Raw genomic sequence first — 14085 nt, forward strand, 5'->3', positions numbered from 1 at the left:
GCGGCGCGGGGCTCTCGGTATGTCGCCTCAGGTGCGGGGCTGAGCGTTCAGAAACCGGTGGATGGAGGCCGCCATGCTGGTCACGAAGGCGGCGCGGGTCGCGTCGGAGACCAGATCCAGGGACAGGTAGGGGTTGAGGTCCTCCAACTCCACCAGGAGTAGTTCGCCTTCGCGGGTGCGGCAGGCGTCCACGCGCTGGATGCCGTGGTCAAGGGTGTTCCAGTCGATGAAGCGGCGGGCGAAGGCGAGGTCGGCGTCGGTGGGCTCATAGGGTTCGAGGACCCAGCGCCGGTCGGGGTCGGGGGCGTGGAGGGCGTACTGGAAGGCGTCGTCGACGTAGTAGAAGGACACCTCGTAGCGGAAGTCGATGCGCGGCTGGACCAGGATGTCGCCGTAGGCGAGGCCGCCCAGCTGGTCCTGGGGCACGAAGGTCAGGCCGATCGAGTCCGCGCCTGCCTTCGGCTTGACCGCGTACTGCCCGGCCTTGGGCAGCAGGCGCAGGTCCTGGGGTCGGTCGATGGTGGGGATGACCGGGTAGCCGGCGGCGGTCAGGTCCAGCAGGTACTGCTTGCCGGCCATGTCGCCGCGGCCGGACAGCGGGTTGTAGACCCGGGTGCCTCGCGCCGCGGCCTGTTCCCGGAAGGCGTCGTACTCCTTCTGGTAGTGCAGCACGGGGCCGCTGTTGCGGACCACGACGGCGTCGAAGGCGTCCATCAGCGCGGCGGCGTCCAGCGGGTGGCACAGGGCGATGTCGAAGTGGTCGCGCAGCCGGGAGGTCAGGAAGATGTCCTCGTCGCAGTAGCGCCGCCCGCGGGCCTGGTAGGCGAGGTCGGTCACGAACAGAACGCTGCGGCGGGCGGGCACGGTGCATCTCCTTGGGCGGTGGCCACCAACCTACCCTTCCCGTGGAGCACGACCCCTATCGCACGGCAGCGGCCTTGATCGCACGGCAGCGACTTTGGTCGACGGGCGCTAGACCTTCGGCCGACGCGCCGCGGACCGCACCCCGTGCAGGCTGACGGTATGACACCAGCACCGATCGCCCGCCGGACCATGCTCACGGGCACCGCGGCCCTGGCCACCGCGGCCCTGGCCACCACCGCCTGCGCCGCCGACAACGCGCGTGCCCGTACGAGCTCCGCCGACGCGGCGGCGTCGCCGCGAACCGCCGGATCGCTCACCTTCAAAGGCGTCAACTTCGATACGGACCGCGAGGTCTGGCGGACGGAGTATGTCCGCCGGGAGATCGCGGCCATCAAGGAGCAGCTGCACTGCAACGCGATCCTGCTGCTCGGCCACGATCTCGACCGGCTGACGGAGGCCGCGTCGATCGCGGCCGCGCACGGCCTGTTCGTCTGGTTCGAGCCGCGGCAGTTCGACAAGGACGCGGAGCAGACCCTCGCCTTCCTCGGCTCGGTGGCGCGCGCCGCCGAGCGGCTGCGCACCCGGCACCCCGACGTGGGCATCGCGGTCGGCACGGAGCTGACCATCTTCATGTCCGGCCTGGTGCCGGGCAAGGACTACAACGAGCGCGGCCAGGCGCTGGAGCGCCCCGAGTCGGCCGGCTACCAGGAACGGCTGAACGCCTTTCTGGACCGGGCACTGAAGACCGTACGGTCACTGTTCAAGGGGCAGGTCACCTACAGCTCCGGGGAGTGGGAGGAGGTCGACTGGCGCGGCTTCGACATCGTGGGAATCAATCTGTACCGGAACGCCGACAACAAGGCCATATACACCAAGAAGGTGCGCGCCCTGCGACGGCGCGGCAAGCCCGTCGTCATCACCGAGTTCGGCTGCTGCACCTTCACGGGGGCCAAGGAACAGGGCGGGGCGGGCTTCAACGTAGTGGAGTGGGAGCGGGAACCCCCGGTGGTCAAGGACGGCTATGTGCGCAACGAACAGGAACAGGCCGACGAGATCGGCGCATTGCTGGACCTCTACGCGGCCGAGCGGATGCACGGCGCGTTCGTCTACAACTTCATCGCCCCCGACTCGCCCTACTCCCCGCAGCGCCGCCACGACCTGGACATCGCCAGCTTCGCACTGGCCAAGACCTTCCCCACCGGGACGCGGCGCGGCTACGCGGAGACCGGGCAGTGGCAGCCCAAGCGGTCCTTCCACACGGTGGCCCGCCGGTTCCGGTGACACCTGCCGCTGCCGGCACCACGGGAGCTACCGAGCCCGAGGAGCCGGGCGCCCGGCGGCGCTAGGCCGCGACGTCCCGCCGAGCCGCGATCAGAGCCAGCACCCCGAGCACGATCAGTCCGGGCGCACCGGATACGGGATACAGGATCTGCAGCGGCACCCCGATGGCAAGCAGGTACCAGCCCAACTGCGCCGGGAGCCTGCCGGTGTCGCGGACGATGCGCGCGCTCAGGGTGCCCAGACCGAGGAGGCCGAACCCGGCGAGGAAGAACCACATCTCGTACTCACGCAGCGGTTCCCCGGGGACGACGTTCCAGAGTCCGTCGCGGGCCATGTCGTCGAAGGTGCTCGATGCGATCAGCGAGACCGCGAAGTGCAGTGCGGCCAGCCCGATCACCAGCCGGGGAATCCATCGGACCATCGTCGACTTCCCCCACGTCCTCATGCCGCTCCCCCATCCACTCCGTACACCCCTGTACGGAGTGACCATACAGTACTGTACGGACATGGCGAGAAGGCACCTCACCCCCCAGGACTGGTCGACCGCGGCGCTGCGCGCGATGGCGCGCGGCGGCGTCGCCGCGGTGTCGGTCAACGCGCTCGCGGGCGAGCTGGGGGCGACCCGGGGCAGCTTCTACTGGCACTTCGCGGATCGCGACGCGCTGCTGACGGCCGCGCTCGAAATGTGGGAGCAGGACCACACCGCGGCCCTGATCTCGGAGTTGGGCGACATCGCCGATCCGAAGCAGCGGCTCACGGCCCTGTTCTCCACCGCCCTGGGGGAGGAGCACATCAACGGCCTGGAGCCCGCGATCGTCGCCCACGCCGACCACCCGGCCGTCGCGCCGGTGCTGCGCCGGGTCACCGAGCGGCGGCTCGCCTACCTCACCGACCTCTACACCGATCTGGGCCTGGCCGCCGCCCCGGCCCGGCGCCAGGCGGTCACCACGTACGCCGCCTACCTCGGCTGGCTCGAACTGCGCCGCTCCGCCTGCGACATCGTGCCCGAGGTCGCCACCACCGGGCTCGTCGCCACCGCCGCGCTCGACCACCTCATCACCGAGCTCGCCCGGGGGCGGTGAGCGGTCCACCGTCGCGGGGTGGACATCAACCCCAAGTCGGAGCCGCCTCGTTATCCTCAGGGCGGAGCCGCCTCGTTCTGCGGTCGGTCGCCCGGGGCCACCACCGCGACTACGTTCGGACTCATGAGCACCGAAGCCCGGTCAGCCGTCGCGCCCGGTGGCATCGCGCCCCCGCCCAGGTGGGCGCGCGTCGCCGCCCACCTGGCCGTGGCGAGCACCGTCCCGTCCAGCCTGTGGCGGGCCGCACTGGCGCTGGGCGTCCCACTGGGGATCAGCGAGCAGGAACTGCTGGAGAACTACCACTCCCCCGGCTGGGGCACGGTGTACATGCTCGGCCTCAGCGCGCTCGTCGAATGCCTCGCCTACCTCACCCTCGGCCTCGTGCGGCCGTGGGGGGAAGTGGCCCCGCGGTGGATCCCGGTGATCGGCGGCAGGGCCGTCCGCCCGATGGCCGCGGTGATCCCCGCGGCGGTCGGCGCCGGGATCCTCACCCTGCTGTGGTGGTCGCAGTTGGTCGTGGTCCTGTGGGTACCGCATGAGCACGACGCGCCATACGGCGCATACCGAGCCTTCATGCTGGCCTGTTACACGCCGCTGCTGCTGTGGGGCCCGCTGCTGGCCGCCGTCACGGTGTCCTACCACCGGCGGCACCGCACGGCATGACACCGCGAACCGGCGGCACCGCACCGCATGACGCCGCCGGTGGGCAGGCTTCGCATCGTGCGGCCTCAGTGCGCGGGCAGATGCCGGCTGAAGAACGAGCGGACGTGGCCGCGGACCGCGGGCACGGATTCCGCCGGGTCGGCGGCGCCGACCAGTGCGGTGCGGGCGGCGGCGGTCATCAGCCCGGCGGCCTGCAACTGCGGCGCGATGGCGGCGTAGTCGGTGAACACCCAGTGCGTGGCCCTGTCCAGCTGCCGCCGGCGGGTGCGGCCCTGCGGGTGGGCGAGCATGGCCGACCAGGAACGGTCGAACCGTTCGTCGCGGAAACCGTCGGTTCCTAGCAGGAGGAGCGGCCGGTCCACTCCGTACCGGGCGATCGGGAACAGCTCCCCTGGCCGGCCGTTCGCGTCCGGTGGGTAGTCCAGATAGCCCTCCAGGTTGACCGCCGCGCCGATCCGGCGGTCCTCGTACATCGCCTCGGCCACGGCGGTACCGCCCGCCGAGTGGCCGTACACGCCCACGCGTCGCAGATCCAACGCACAGCCGAGGCCCTCCGGCAGCGGACGTCCCGCCGCGTCCGGGTTCCGGCCGGCCGCCAGCGCCGCCAGCTGGTCCTGCACGAAGGCGAGGTCCGCTATCCGGGTGTCGATCATCGTGCGGAACTGCTCCGGCGTGGGCGGTCCGAGGAAGACGGTCTCACGGACCTGCTCCCGCCCCGCCCTCTCGTTCGGGAATTCCACCTCGCTGGCGTCCCCGGGGTGGTCGACGGCCACCACCACCCAGCCGTGGCTCGCCAGCTCCTCGGCGAGTGAGGTGCCCATGGTGCGCGGGTCGCCGCCGCCCGGGCTGTAGAGCAGCACCGGTCGCCGCACGGGCTGCGCGGGCGCGCCCGTGTGCGCGTGGGTCATGGTGGCGGCCCAGTTCACGCCCGCCGTCGGCAAGTGGCGCATGGGGACGTCGATCTGCGGGAACAGCCGCACGGCACCCGCGCTGAGCTGCGGCGCGACCGGGTAGCCGCGCACGGTGCGGGCCGGGTAGAACACCGTGGCCATCACCTCCCGGACGGGGATCGCGGGCTGCCACGGGTCCCGCCTGCCCTTGTCGACCAGATACAGCGTGGTGGCCCCGACCCGGTGCCGACCGGTCGGCGCCTGCAACCGTACGGTGACGCCGCCCCCGGCCCGTGCCCGTCCGCCGTCCGCGGCCCGTGCCCGTGCACCATCCGCGGCCCGTGCCCGTCCGCCGTCCGCGGCCTGTGACCGTGCCGCGCCGATGCCGCCCGCGAGCAGCAGACCGGCGGCGGCCGCCGCGGCCGACCTGGCGACGGTCCGCCGGGACACCTCGGCCACGCCCTCACCGTCACCAGCTCTGTCGCGCCTCATGGTTCTCCCCTTGTGCCTCTGTGACGTGGGCCCTTGTGCCTTCGGTCATGAGCCGAATGCTGATATCAACGGGGAGCGCGGGCGATGGTTCAGGCCCTGCCCGAAACGATGGCGCGGCGCGGGCAGGAGCAGTAGTGATCCGGATCCACTTCACGGCCGGCGACTTCGCCCGCGTACGGTTCGCGCCCCGGCCCGCCCCGCTGCAAGAGCTGAACGCTGCCTTCATGCAAATGACCCACCCCCACGACGCGTTGCTCTTCGGCCGCTGGAGAGGACGGCTGCTCCGATCCCTGCCGGCCGTCGTCGAGCCGCTGGCCGACCTGGTACCGGCGGGGGAAGCGCCCGCGTTCCTCGACGTGTTCAGCGACGCCCTCACGGAGGGTCTGGACACCGTCCGCGCTTCCCGTCCCGGCTGGGTCCGCGCCGAGATCGAGCGGGTCTACTCCCGCCACGCCTCCCCGGCGCCGCCCTGGATCCGCGACCTGCACCGGGGTGACGCCGACGCCTGGCAGCTCCTCCGCCGCGCCCAGCACGCGGCCTTCGAAACGGTGTTGCGCCCCGTGTGGCCGCTGGTGCAGGACCTGCACCGGACGGAGTTCACGCGCCACGCCCTGGCCGTGGCCGAGCACGGAATCGGCGCCGCGCTCGCCGCACTCGTCCCAGGGGCCCGGCTGCACGAGAGCGTATGGGAGCTTCGAGCGTCCGCTGAGCGGGACATCGAGCTGGGCGGCCGCGGCCTGGTGCTCGTGCCCACCTTCCACTGGACCGGCCACCCCGTCGTCGCCGACCTGCCCGCCCGCCCCCCGCACCTGACCTACCCGGCGGGTCCTGGCCTGCCCCTCACGCCGACCGGGGCGGGCGGCACAGCGGACCCGCTGGCCGAGGTCTTCGGACGGACCCGCTTCGAGACCCTGCTGCTGCTCGCCGAGGAGCACACCACGAGCGGGCTCGCCCGGCGGCTGGGCGTCAGCAACGCCACGGCCTCGGCCCACGCCGCCGCGCTGCGCGGCGCGGGCCTGATCACCACGGTCCGCGCAGGACGCGCGGTCCTGCACCGGCGGACCGCGCTGGGCAGCCTGCTGGTGCGGCGCCAAGTCTGAGCGCGGCGCTCCGTTCACCGACATCGCCGGCGCCGACGGCCACCGGCCGCCGCGCCACCTCGCCCGCCACCATCGCCCCCGGACGTGTCCGGCCCGGAGTTCGCATGGAGCGCGAAACGCGCATCGCGCCGAAGGTCCACAGGATGCGCGCGTCAGCGGTCACGCCGTCGAGGTGACCGACCCCGACGTGGTCTCTCGCTACGTCGATGAGGCCGACCCGCCGCAGCCCTTCCATCTGTTCCGGGTCGAGTTGACCGAAGCCGTCCTCACTCGGGTTGAGGGCAACGACCTGGTCGTACGGGTGTGGCGCCCCGGCCGCCCGGTGAGGACCATCCGCCGTGGGAACGACGCCAGCCCACCCCGCGAAGACGGGTGAGCAGGCCGCCTCCACGCGGCCCTGCGGCCCTGCCCCAACGCCCTCTCTTCCGCGGTCGCCTACTCCCCGACCCGCCCGTCCGCCAGTTCCCGCGCCACGTCCAACTGCCCGGCGTGCCTGGCGTACTCCTGTAGGACGTGGAAGAGGATCCAGCCCAGCGACGGCGCGTCCGCCTCCGCCGGGAAGCGGCCGCCCGTGCGGGCGCGCTGCTCGGCGGGGACGCCCGCGACCAGTTCCCTCGATCGCGCGCACTGCGCCAGGAAGTCCGCCCTGACGTCCTCGGCCGACTCCTCCGCGGCCACATGCCAGCGGTCGTCCGGGCCCCGGTCGCCCCAGGCGTCCGCCATCGGCTCGGCCATGAAACCCCACTGGAACCAGCGGCGTTCGACCCATGTCAGGTGCTTGAGCAGTTCCAGTGGCGTCCAGCCGGAGGGCAGGGCGCTGTGGCGCAATACGTGTTCCGGGGCGCCCTCCAGCTTCCGGAGCACCACGGACCGGTAGTAGTCGAGGTACGCGTCCAGCAGCTCTCGCGGGTCGGTGAGCGAGATCGGGGGCTCGGAGCGCGAAGCCCACGGTTCCGGGCGGGAGTTGGCGATGTCGTTCATGGACTGATCGTACGGAGCCCGCGGGCCGCGTGGGGGAGTTCGTGATCACAGCCCGGGTTCGTTATGCGAACACCACTGTTGTATCAACGAACAGATTCCGGCCAAGTTTTTGTCGCGCTCCTGACATTCACTGGTGCGGGGTGGCACTCTTCCCTCGGCCGACGTACAGCTTCCCCCACAGCCTTCCGTTGCGCGTCGGAGACCTTCCGTGCCATTCAGCACACCCTGCACCATTCAGCACACCTGCGCTCTTCAGCACACCCCGTGCCATTCGGCACACCTCCCCCACGTGTTCTGCCTCGCTCGGCCCGGACGGCGCCCAGCCGACCGGTGTTGACCGGTCCGCGTATCCAGCGCGGCCACCGCAGAAGGAGTCAGCGTGAGATCCACCCCCCATAGATCCACCCCCCATCGGCGCGCCGTCGCGGCCGGCGCACTCGTCGCCGTGACCGCCATGCTCGCCGTCGGCGCGGCGACCGGCGCCGCTTCCGCCGGTCCCGACGACGGCGCCACCGCTCGCTCCACCCCCGCCGGCAAGATCGTCGCCAAGGCGGACCCCGGCGCCATGCCCGCGAAGCTGTCCCCCGCGCAGCGGGCGGAGCTGATTCGCGAGGCCAACGCGACCAGGGCGGACACCGCCAAGGCGCTGGGCCTGGGCGCCAAGGAGAAGCTGGTCGTCAAGGACGTCATCAAGGACGTCGACGGGACCACGCACACGCGGTACGAGCGCACCTACGACGGCCTGCCGGTGCTCGGCGGCGACCTCGTCGTCGACGCGAGCCGGAACGGCAAGGTCGAGACCGTCTCCAAGGCCACCAAGGCCCGGGTGAAGGTCGCCTCCACCAACGCCTCGGTCACGCCCGCGAGCGCCGAGAAGGCCGCGGTCAAGCGCGCGGCGGCGCAGGGCTCGAAGGACACCTCGGCCGCCAAGGCGCCCCGGAAGGTGGTCTGGGCGGCCAAGGGCACGCCCGTACTGGCGTGGGAGACCGTCGTGGGCGGGCTCCAGGAGGACGGCACGCCCAACGAGCTGCACGTCATCACCGACGCCACCACCGGCGCGAAGCTCTACGAGTACCAGGGGATCAAGGAGGGCACCGGCAACAGCCAGTACGGCGGCCAGGTGACGATCGGCACCGCCCCCTCGTACACGATGACGGACACCGGCCGCGGCAACCACAAGACGTACAACCTCAACCACGGCACGTCGGGCACCGGGACGCTGTTCACCGACGCGGACGACACCTGGGGCGACGGCACGCCGTCCAACGCCCAGACCGCGGGCGTCGACGCGCACTACGGCGCGGGCCTGACCTGGGACTACTACAAGAACGTGCACGGCCGCTCGGGCATCCGGGGTGACGGCGTCGGGGCGTACTCCCGGGTGCACTACGGCAACAACTACGTCAACGCCTTCTGGTCCGACTCCTGCTTCTGCATGACGTACGGGGACGGCTCGGGCAACAACCACCCGCTGACCTCGATCGACGTGGCGGCACACGAGATGACGCACGGCGTCACCTCGGCGACGGCCAACCTCACCTACAGCGGCGAGTCCGGCGGTCTCAACGAGGCCACCTCCGACATCTTCGCCGCCGCGGTGGAGTTCAACGCCAACAACAGCAAGGACGCCGGCGACTACCTCGTCGGCGAGAAGATCGACATCAACGGCGACGGCACCCCGCTGCGCTACATGGACAAGCCCAGCAAGGACGGCTCGTCCAAGGACAGCTGGTACTCGGGTATCGGCGGCATCGACGTCCACTACTCCTCCGGTCCCGCCAACCACTGGTTCTACCTGGCCTCCGAGGGCAGCGGGCAGAAGGTCATCAACGGGGTCAGCTACGACAGCCCCACCTCCGACGGGCTGCCGGTCACCGGCATCGGCCGGGCCAACGCCGAGAAGATCTGGTTCAAGGCGCTGACCCAGCGGATGCAGTCCAACACCAACTACGCGGGCGCGCGTGAGGCGACGCTGTGGGCGGCGGGCGAGCTGTTCGGCGTGGGCAGCGCCACGTACAACAACGTGGCCAACGCCTGGGCCGGGATCAACGTCGGCTCCCGGGTCTCCAGCGGCGTCACGGTCACCCCGCCCGGTGACCAGACCTCCATCGTCAACCAGGCCGCGAGCCTCCAGATCAGGGCGACCAGCACCAACGCGGGCGCCCTGTCCTACGCGGCCACCGGGCTGCCCACCGGGCTGTCGATCAACACCTCGACCGGCCTGATCTCCGGCACCCCGACCACCACCGGCACCAGCAGCGTGACGGTCACGGTGACGGACTCCGCGCGCCAGACCGGCACCGCCTCCTTCAAGTGGACCGTCAACACCACCGGCGGCGGCAACGTCTTCGAGAGCACCACCGACGTCGCCATCCCGGACGCGGGCGCCGCGGTCACCTCACCCATCACCGTCAGCCGGTCCGGCAACGCGCCGTCCACCCTCCAGGTGAGCGTGGACATCGTGCACACCTACCGCGGTGACCTGGTCATCGACCTGGTGGCGCCGGACGGTACGACCTACCGGCTGAAGAACTCCAGCTCCTCGGACTCGGCCGACAACGTCCAGGCGACGTACACCGTCAACGCCTCCTCGGAGGCCGCGAGCGGCACCTGGAAGCTCAAGGTCCAGGACGTCTACTCGATCGACACCGGCTACATCAACAGCTGGAAGCTGACCTTCTAGGCCCTTCCGGGCTCAGGTAGGCCCTTCCGGGCCCAGGTAGACCTTCCAGCCATCTGTGACCCAGGCGCCGCCCAAGGTGACCCGACTCCCTTGGGCGGCGCCTGCTGTTCGCTCCTGTGGTGTCCGCCCTTCCGGCGTCTTACCAGAAGGCGTCCGGAATACGGAGGCCTGATGGCCGGCAGCGGACAAATTCCGGCCGTCCTCGCGCTTTACCCGTGACATGTACGCAGCTTGTGTGACAGTCTGCCCACGAACTTCGCACCCGCACCTCATGTTTCGGACCGGGCGGCACTTCCCCGCCGTCCGGCCCAACCCCCCACAGCACTGAGGAGTTTGAGCGTGAGCAAGCACTCTCGCATGCCCATATCCGCGTCCCGGAAGCGCCGTACGGCCGCCGTCGCGGGCGCCGCCGTCGCCGCCGCCGCGCTGATCGCCACCGGCATGACCACCGGCTCCGCCGGAGCCGCGCCGGGCAAGGGATCCCAGGCCGAGGCGGGCGCCATGCCCGTCAAGCTCTCCCCGTCGCAGCGCGTCGAGCTGCTGCGCGACGCCAACGCCACCAAGGCGGACACCGCCAAGGCACTGCGTCTGGGCGCCAAGGAGAAGCTGGTCGTCAAGGACGTCATCAAGGACGCCGACGGCACGACCCACACCCGCTACAACCGCACCTACGAGGGCCTGCCGGTCCTCGGCGGCGACCTGATCGTCCACGAGACGAAGTCGGGCAAGGTCCGCGGCGTCACCAAGTCCACCAAGGCCGCCGTCAAGGTCGCCTCCACCACCGCCAAGCTGGCGCCGTCCGCCGCCGAGCGGTCCGCGGTCAAGCTGGCCAAGGCCGACGACACCGCGAAGGCCGAGGCCAGCCGCGCCCCGCGCAAGGTGATCTGGGCCGCCACCGGCAAGCCGGTCCTGGCCTACGAGACCGTCGTCGGCGGCCTGCAGAAGGACGGCACGCCCAACCAGCTGCACGTCATCACCGACGCCACCACCGGCAAGAAGCTCTACGAGTACCAGGGCATCGAGACCGGCAGCGGCGAGAGCCAGTACGGCGGCAAGGTCGAGCTGGGCACCAGCAAGGAGGGCAACGGCTTCACGCTGACCGACACCGAGCGCGGCGGCCACAAGACCACCAACCTCGACCACGGCGAGAACGGCGAGGGCGAGCTGTTCACCGACGAGGACGACGCCTGGGGCAACGGCAAGCCCGAGGACGCGCAGACCGCCGCCGTCGACGCGCACTACGGCACCACCCTCACCTGGGACTACTACAAGAGCGTGCACGGCCGCGACGGCATCAAGGGCGACGGCAAGGGCGCGTACTCCCGGGTGCACTACGGCGACAACTACGTCAACGCCTTCTGGGACGACAGCTGCTTCTGCATGACCTACGGCGACGGTGACGGCAACTCGCACCCGCTGACCTCCATCGACGTGGCGGCGCACGAGATGACGCACGGCGTCACCTCGGCGACGGCGGGCCTGGAGTACAGCGGCGAGTCCGGCGGCCTGAACGAGGCCACCTCCGACATCTTCGCCGCCGCGGTGGAGTTCAAGGCGGGCAACGCCGAGGACGCCGGCGACTACCTGGTCGGCGAGAAGATCGACATCCGCGGCGACGGCACCCCGCTGCGCTACATGGACAAGCCCAGCAAGGACGGCTCGTCCAAGGACGACTGGTACGACGGCGTCGGCAACGAGGACGTCCACCACTCCTCGGGCGTCGCCAACCACTTCTTCTACCTCGCCTCCGAGGGCAGCGGGCAGAAGGAGATCAACGGGGTCAAGTACGACAGCCCGACGGCCGACGGCTCCAAGGTCGAGGGCATCGGCCGGGAGAAGGTCGAGAAGATCTGGTACAAGGCGCTGACCTCGTACATGACGTCGACCACGGACTACCACGCCGCCCGCGAGGCGACGCTGAAGGCCGCGACCGACCTCTTCGGCGCCGACAGCGCCGAGTACAAGGGCATCGACGCCGCCTGGGCCGGGGTCAACGTCAAGTAACCCCCCTCCGCGCGACCGGCGGACCGCCTTGGGCAGCGGGCTGAACCGCGGTGGCGCGAGCACGTGATGCCGAACGAGCGGTGTCCGGAATATCTCCTTCCGGGCACCGCTCGTCGTCGTTATCCGGATTTGACAATCCCTTTACCGGACATCTTCCTGTCAATCAGTCATATCGCCCGTGACATGAACACTTGTCTGATGGCAGTCTTCCCCCCACATGCGACACAGCCGCACCCGTTCCATCTCGGGTGACGCTGCCGCCTGCCCAACTCCCCACGTCACCAGGAGTCTCCGCGTGCGCTCTGGTTCCATATCGCCCCTGAGAAACCGCCGCACCGCCGTCGCCGCGTCCGCGACCGCCGTCGCCGCCGCGCTGATCACGGCCGTCACGATCACCGGCTCCGCCGATGCGGCCACCCCCAAGACCGCCGAGTCCGGCGCCGCGACGCTGAACCTCTCCGCCTCGGTCCGCGCCGAACTGCTGCGCACGGCCCAGGCCCACACCGCCGACACCGCCGACGAACTGCGCCTGGGCGGCAAGGAGAAGCTGGTCGTCCGCGACGTCGTCAAGGACGCCGACGGCACCACGCACACCCGGTACGAGCGCACCTACGACGGCCTGCCGGTCCTCGGCGGCGACCTGATCGTGCACACCTCCGCCGACGGCACCACGCAGGACGTCACCAAGGCCACCGGCGCCACCATCAAGGTCGCCGACACCAAGGCCGACGTCGCCCCGGCCGGCGCCACGAAGAAGGCCCTGGGCATCGCCAAGTCCTCCGGCGGGACGAAGGGGGCCGAGGCCGACGGCGCCCCGCGCAAGGTGGTCTGGGCCGCCACCGGCAAGCCGGTCCTGGCCTACGAGACCGTCGTCGGTGGGCTCCAGCACGACGGCACCCCGTCCAAGCTGCACGTCATCACCGACGCCGACACCGGCGCGAAGCTGTACGAGTACGAGGCCATCGTCACCGGCACGGGCACCGGCCAGCACAACGGCGACGTCAAGCTCGGCACCGTCAAGGGCAGCGACGGCCGGTACACGCTGACCGACAAGGCCCGCGGCGGCCACGTCACGTACAACCTCAAGCACGGCGGGACCGAGGAGGACTACCTCGACATCCCGAAGTGGCGCTACTACGACGCCGACGACAAGTGGGGCAACGGCAAGCCGACCAACGGCCAGACCGCCGCCGTCGACGCCCACTACGGCGCGGCCATGACCTGGGACTACTACAAGAAGGTCCTGGGCCGCAACGGCATCAAGAACAACGGCAAGGCCGCCCCCTCCCGCGTCCACTTCGGCAACGCGTACGTCAACGCCTTCTGGGACGACGACTGCTTCTGCATGACCTACGGCGACGGTGAGGGCAACAACAACCCGCTCACCTCGCTGGACGTCGCCGGCCACGAGATGAGCCACGGTCTGACCTCCGCCACCGCCGGCCTGGTCTACAGCGGCGAGTCCGGCGGCCTCAACGAGGCCACCTCCGACATCTTCGGCACCGCCGTGGAGTTCTACGCCAAGAACCCCAAGGACCCGGGCGACTACCTCATCGGCGAGAAGATCAACATCAACGGCGACGGCACCCCGCTGCGCTACATGGACAAGCCCAGCAAGGACGGCGCGTCCTTCGACTACTGGAAGAGCGGCATCGGCGCGGAGGACCCGCACCTGACCTCCGGCCCCGCCAACCACTTCTTCTACCTGCTGTCCGAGGGCAGCGGGCGGAAGGTCATCGGCGGCGTGACCTACGACAGCCCGACCAAGGACGGCCGTACGGTCAAGGGCATCGGCCGCGCCAAGGCCGAGAAGATCTGGTACAAGGCGCTCACCTCGTACATGACCTCGACCACCAACTACAAGGGCGCGCGCGACGCGACCCTCAAGGCGGCCAGGGCGCTGTACGGCCACAACAGCACCGAGTACAAGGCCGTGAACAACGCCTGGGCCGGCATCAACGTCAAGCACACCGCCTAGGACGACAGCGCACCACCCCCCACAATCCGGGCGGTGCCCGGGGCTGCCTGAGCCGCCCCCGGCACCG

The 14085-nt window shown here is 70.6% G+C and carries 11 protein-coding genes and 1 pseudogene; 8 read left to right on the top strand and 4 right to left on the bottom strand.

Translation table 11 applies throughout. The features are described from left to right. Positions 1 to 27: 27 nt before the first annotated feature. Positions 28 to 864, bottom strand: coding sequence for a hypothetical protein (locus ACQUSR_RS09240; RefSeq protein WP_431042072.1), 837 nt, complete (start codon positions 862 to 864; stop codon positions 28 to 30). Positions 865 to 1023: 159 nt separating this feature from the next. On the opposite strand from ACQUSR_RS09240, the gene ACQUSR_RS09245 reads away from it, so the two are divergent. Continuing rightward, the gene (locus tag ACQUSR_RS09245) at positions 1024 to 2145 is read left to right on the top strand and encodes an abortive infection protein (protein ID WP_431042073.1); all 1122 of its coding nucleotides are present in this window, start codon (positions 1024 to 1026) and stop codon (positions 2143 to 2145) included. A 61-nt stretch (positions 2146 to 2206) separates the two neighbouring features. Here ACQUSR_RS09245 and ACQUSR_RS09250 read toward each other — a convergent pair whose 3' ends face one another. Further along, the gene (locus ACQUSR_RS09250; RefSeq protein ID WP_431042074.1) at positions 2207 to 2590 is read right to left on the bottom strand and encodes a DUF6463 family protein; all 384 of its coding nucleotides are present in this window, start codon (positions 2588 to 2590) and stop codon (positions 2207 to 2209) included. Positions 2591 to 2651: 61 nt separating this feature from the next. Here ACQUSR_RS09250 and ACQUSR_RS09255 point away from each other — a divergent pair, with 61 nt between their 5' ends. Both ACQUSR_RS09255 and ACQUSR_RS09260 read left to right on the top strand, forming a co-directional pair. Continuing rightward, positions 2652 to 3227 (top strand): TetR/AcrR family transcriptional regulator, encoded by a 576-nt coding sequence (locus tag ACQUSR_RS09255; RefSeq protein ID WP_431042075.1) that lies wholly within the window; start codon positions 2652 to 2654, stop codon positions 3225 to 3227. A 123-nt stretch (positions 3228 to 3350) separates the two neighbouring features. Beyond that, on the top strand, positions 3351 to 3890 hold the full coding sequence (locus ACQUSR_RS09260) for a hypothetical protein (RefSeq protein WP_431042076.1): 540 nt from the start codon (positions 3351 to 3353) through the stop codon (positions 3888 to 3890). A 65-nt stretch (positions 3891 to 3955) separates the two neighbouring features. On the opposite strand, the gene ACQUSR_RS09265 is transcribed toward ACQUSR_RS09260, so the two are convergent. Beyond that, positions 3956 to 5272 carry an alpha/beta hydrolase family protein gene (locus tag ACQUSR_RS09265; RefSeq protein WP_431042077.1) on the bottom strand — a complete coding sequence of 439 codons (1317 nt, stop codon included), beginning with the start codon at positions 5270 to 5272 and terminating at the stop codon, positions 3956 to 3958. A 134-nt stretch (positions 5273 to 5406) separates the two neighbouring features. On the opposite strand from ACQUSR_RS09265, the gene ACQUSR_RS09270 reads away from it, so the two are divergent. Together ACQUSR_RS09270 and ACQUSR_RS09275 are read left to right on the top strand one after the other, a co-directional pair. After that, positions 5407 to 6372, top strand: coding sequence for an ArsR family transcriptional regulator (locus ACQUSR_RS09270; protein WP_431042078.1), 966 nt, complete (start codon positions 5407 to 5409; stop codon positions 6370 to 6372). Between the two features lie 142 nt (positions 6373 to 6514). Then, positions 6515 to 6748 (top strand): annotated as a pseudogene (locus ACQUSR_RS09275) (pyridoxamine 5'-phosphate oxidase family protein); the annotation flags it as partial. Between the two features lie 59 nt (positions 6749 to 6807). On the opposite strand, the gene ACQUSR_RS09280 reads toward ACQUSR_RS09275, so the two are convergent. Beyond that, positions 6808 to 7353 carry a DinB family protein gene (locus ACQUSR_RS09280; RefSeq protein WP_431042079.1) on the bottom strand — a complete coding sequence of 182 codons (546 nt, stop codon included), beginning with the start codon at positions 7351 to 7353 and terminating at the stop codon, positions 6808 to 6810. Positions 7354 to 7807: 454 nt separating this feature from the next. Between ACQUSR_RS09280 and ACQUSR_RS09285 the strand changes: the two genes are divergently transcribed. The 3 genes from ACQUSR_RS09285 to ACQUSR_RS09295 all read left to right on the top strand — a co-directional run bounded on the left by ACQUSR_RS09285 (position 7808) and on the right by ACQUSR_RS09295 (position 14018). Further along, on the top strand, positions 7808 to 10036 hold the full coding sequence (locus tag ACQUSR_RS09285; RefSeq protein WP_431047465.1) for a M4 family metallopeptidase: 2229 nt from the start codon (positions 7808 to 7810) through the stop codon (positions 10034 to 10036). Positions 10037 to 10393: 357 nt separating this feature from the next. Next, a complete protein-coding gene (locus tag ACQUSR_RS09290) occupies positions 10394 to 12040 on the top strand; it encodes a M4 family metallopeptidase (protein ID WP_431047467.1) in 1647 nt (548 codons plus the stop codon). Positions 12041 to 12350: 310 nt separating this feature from the next. Continuing rightward, positions 12351 to 14018 (top strand): M4 family metallopeptidase, encoded by a 1668-nt coding sequence (locus tag ACQUSR_RS09295; RefSeq protein ID WP_431047469.1) that lies wholly within the window; start codon positions 12351 to 12353, stop codon positions 14016 to 14018. Positions 14019 to 14085 lie beyond the last annotated feature (67 nt).

Source organism: Streptomyces sp. P1-3 (assembly GCF_050613155.1).
In the GTDB taxonomy this organism is placed as follows: domain Bacteria; phylum Actinomycetota; class Actinomycetes; order Streptomycetales; family Streptomycetaceae; genus Streptomyces.

Bases quoted from the DNA above. Each gene is read 5' to 3' on its own strand.
- ACQUSR_RS09245 (WP_431042073.1), top strand. From the start codon at position 1,024: ATGACACCAGCACCGATCGCCCGCCGGACCATGCTCACGGGCACCGCG.
- ACQUSR_RS09250 (WP_431042074.1), bottom strand. From the start codon at position 2,590: ATGAGGACGTGGGGGAAGTCGACGATGGTCCGATGGATTCCCCGGCTG.
- ACQUSR_RS09255 (WP_431042075.1), top strand. From the start codon at position 2,652: ATGGCGAGAAGGCACCTCACCCCCCAGGACTGGTCGACCGCGGCGCTG.
- ACQUSR_RS09260 (WP_431042076.1), top strand. From the start codon at position 3,351: ATGAGCACCGAAGCCCGGTCAGCCGTCGCGCCCGGTGGCATCGCGCCC.
- ACQUSR_RS09265 (WP_431042077.1), bottom strand. From the start codon at position 5,272: ATGAGGCGCGACAGAGCTGGTGACGGTGAGGGCGTGGCCGAGGTGTCC.
- ACQUSR_RS09280 (WP_431042079.1), bottom strand. From the start codon at position 7,353: ATGAACGACATCGCCAACTCCCGCCCGGAACCGTGGGCTTCGCGCTCC.
- ACQUSR_RS09285 (WP_431047465.1), top strand. From the start codon at position 7,808: ATGCTCGCCGTCGGCGCGGCGACCGGCGCCGCTTCCGCCGGTCCCGAC.
- ACQUSR_RS09290 (WP_431047467.1), top strand. From the start codon at position 10,394: ATGCCCATATCCGCGTCCCGGAAGCGCCGTACGGCCGCCGTCGCGGGC.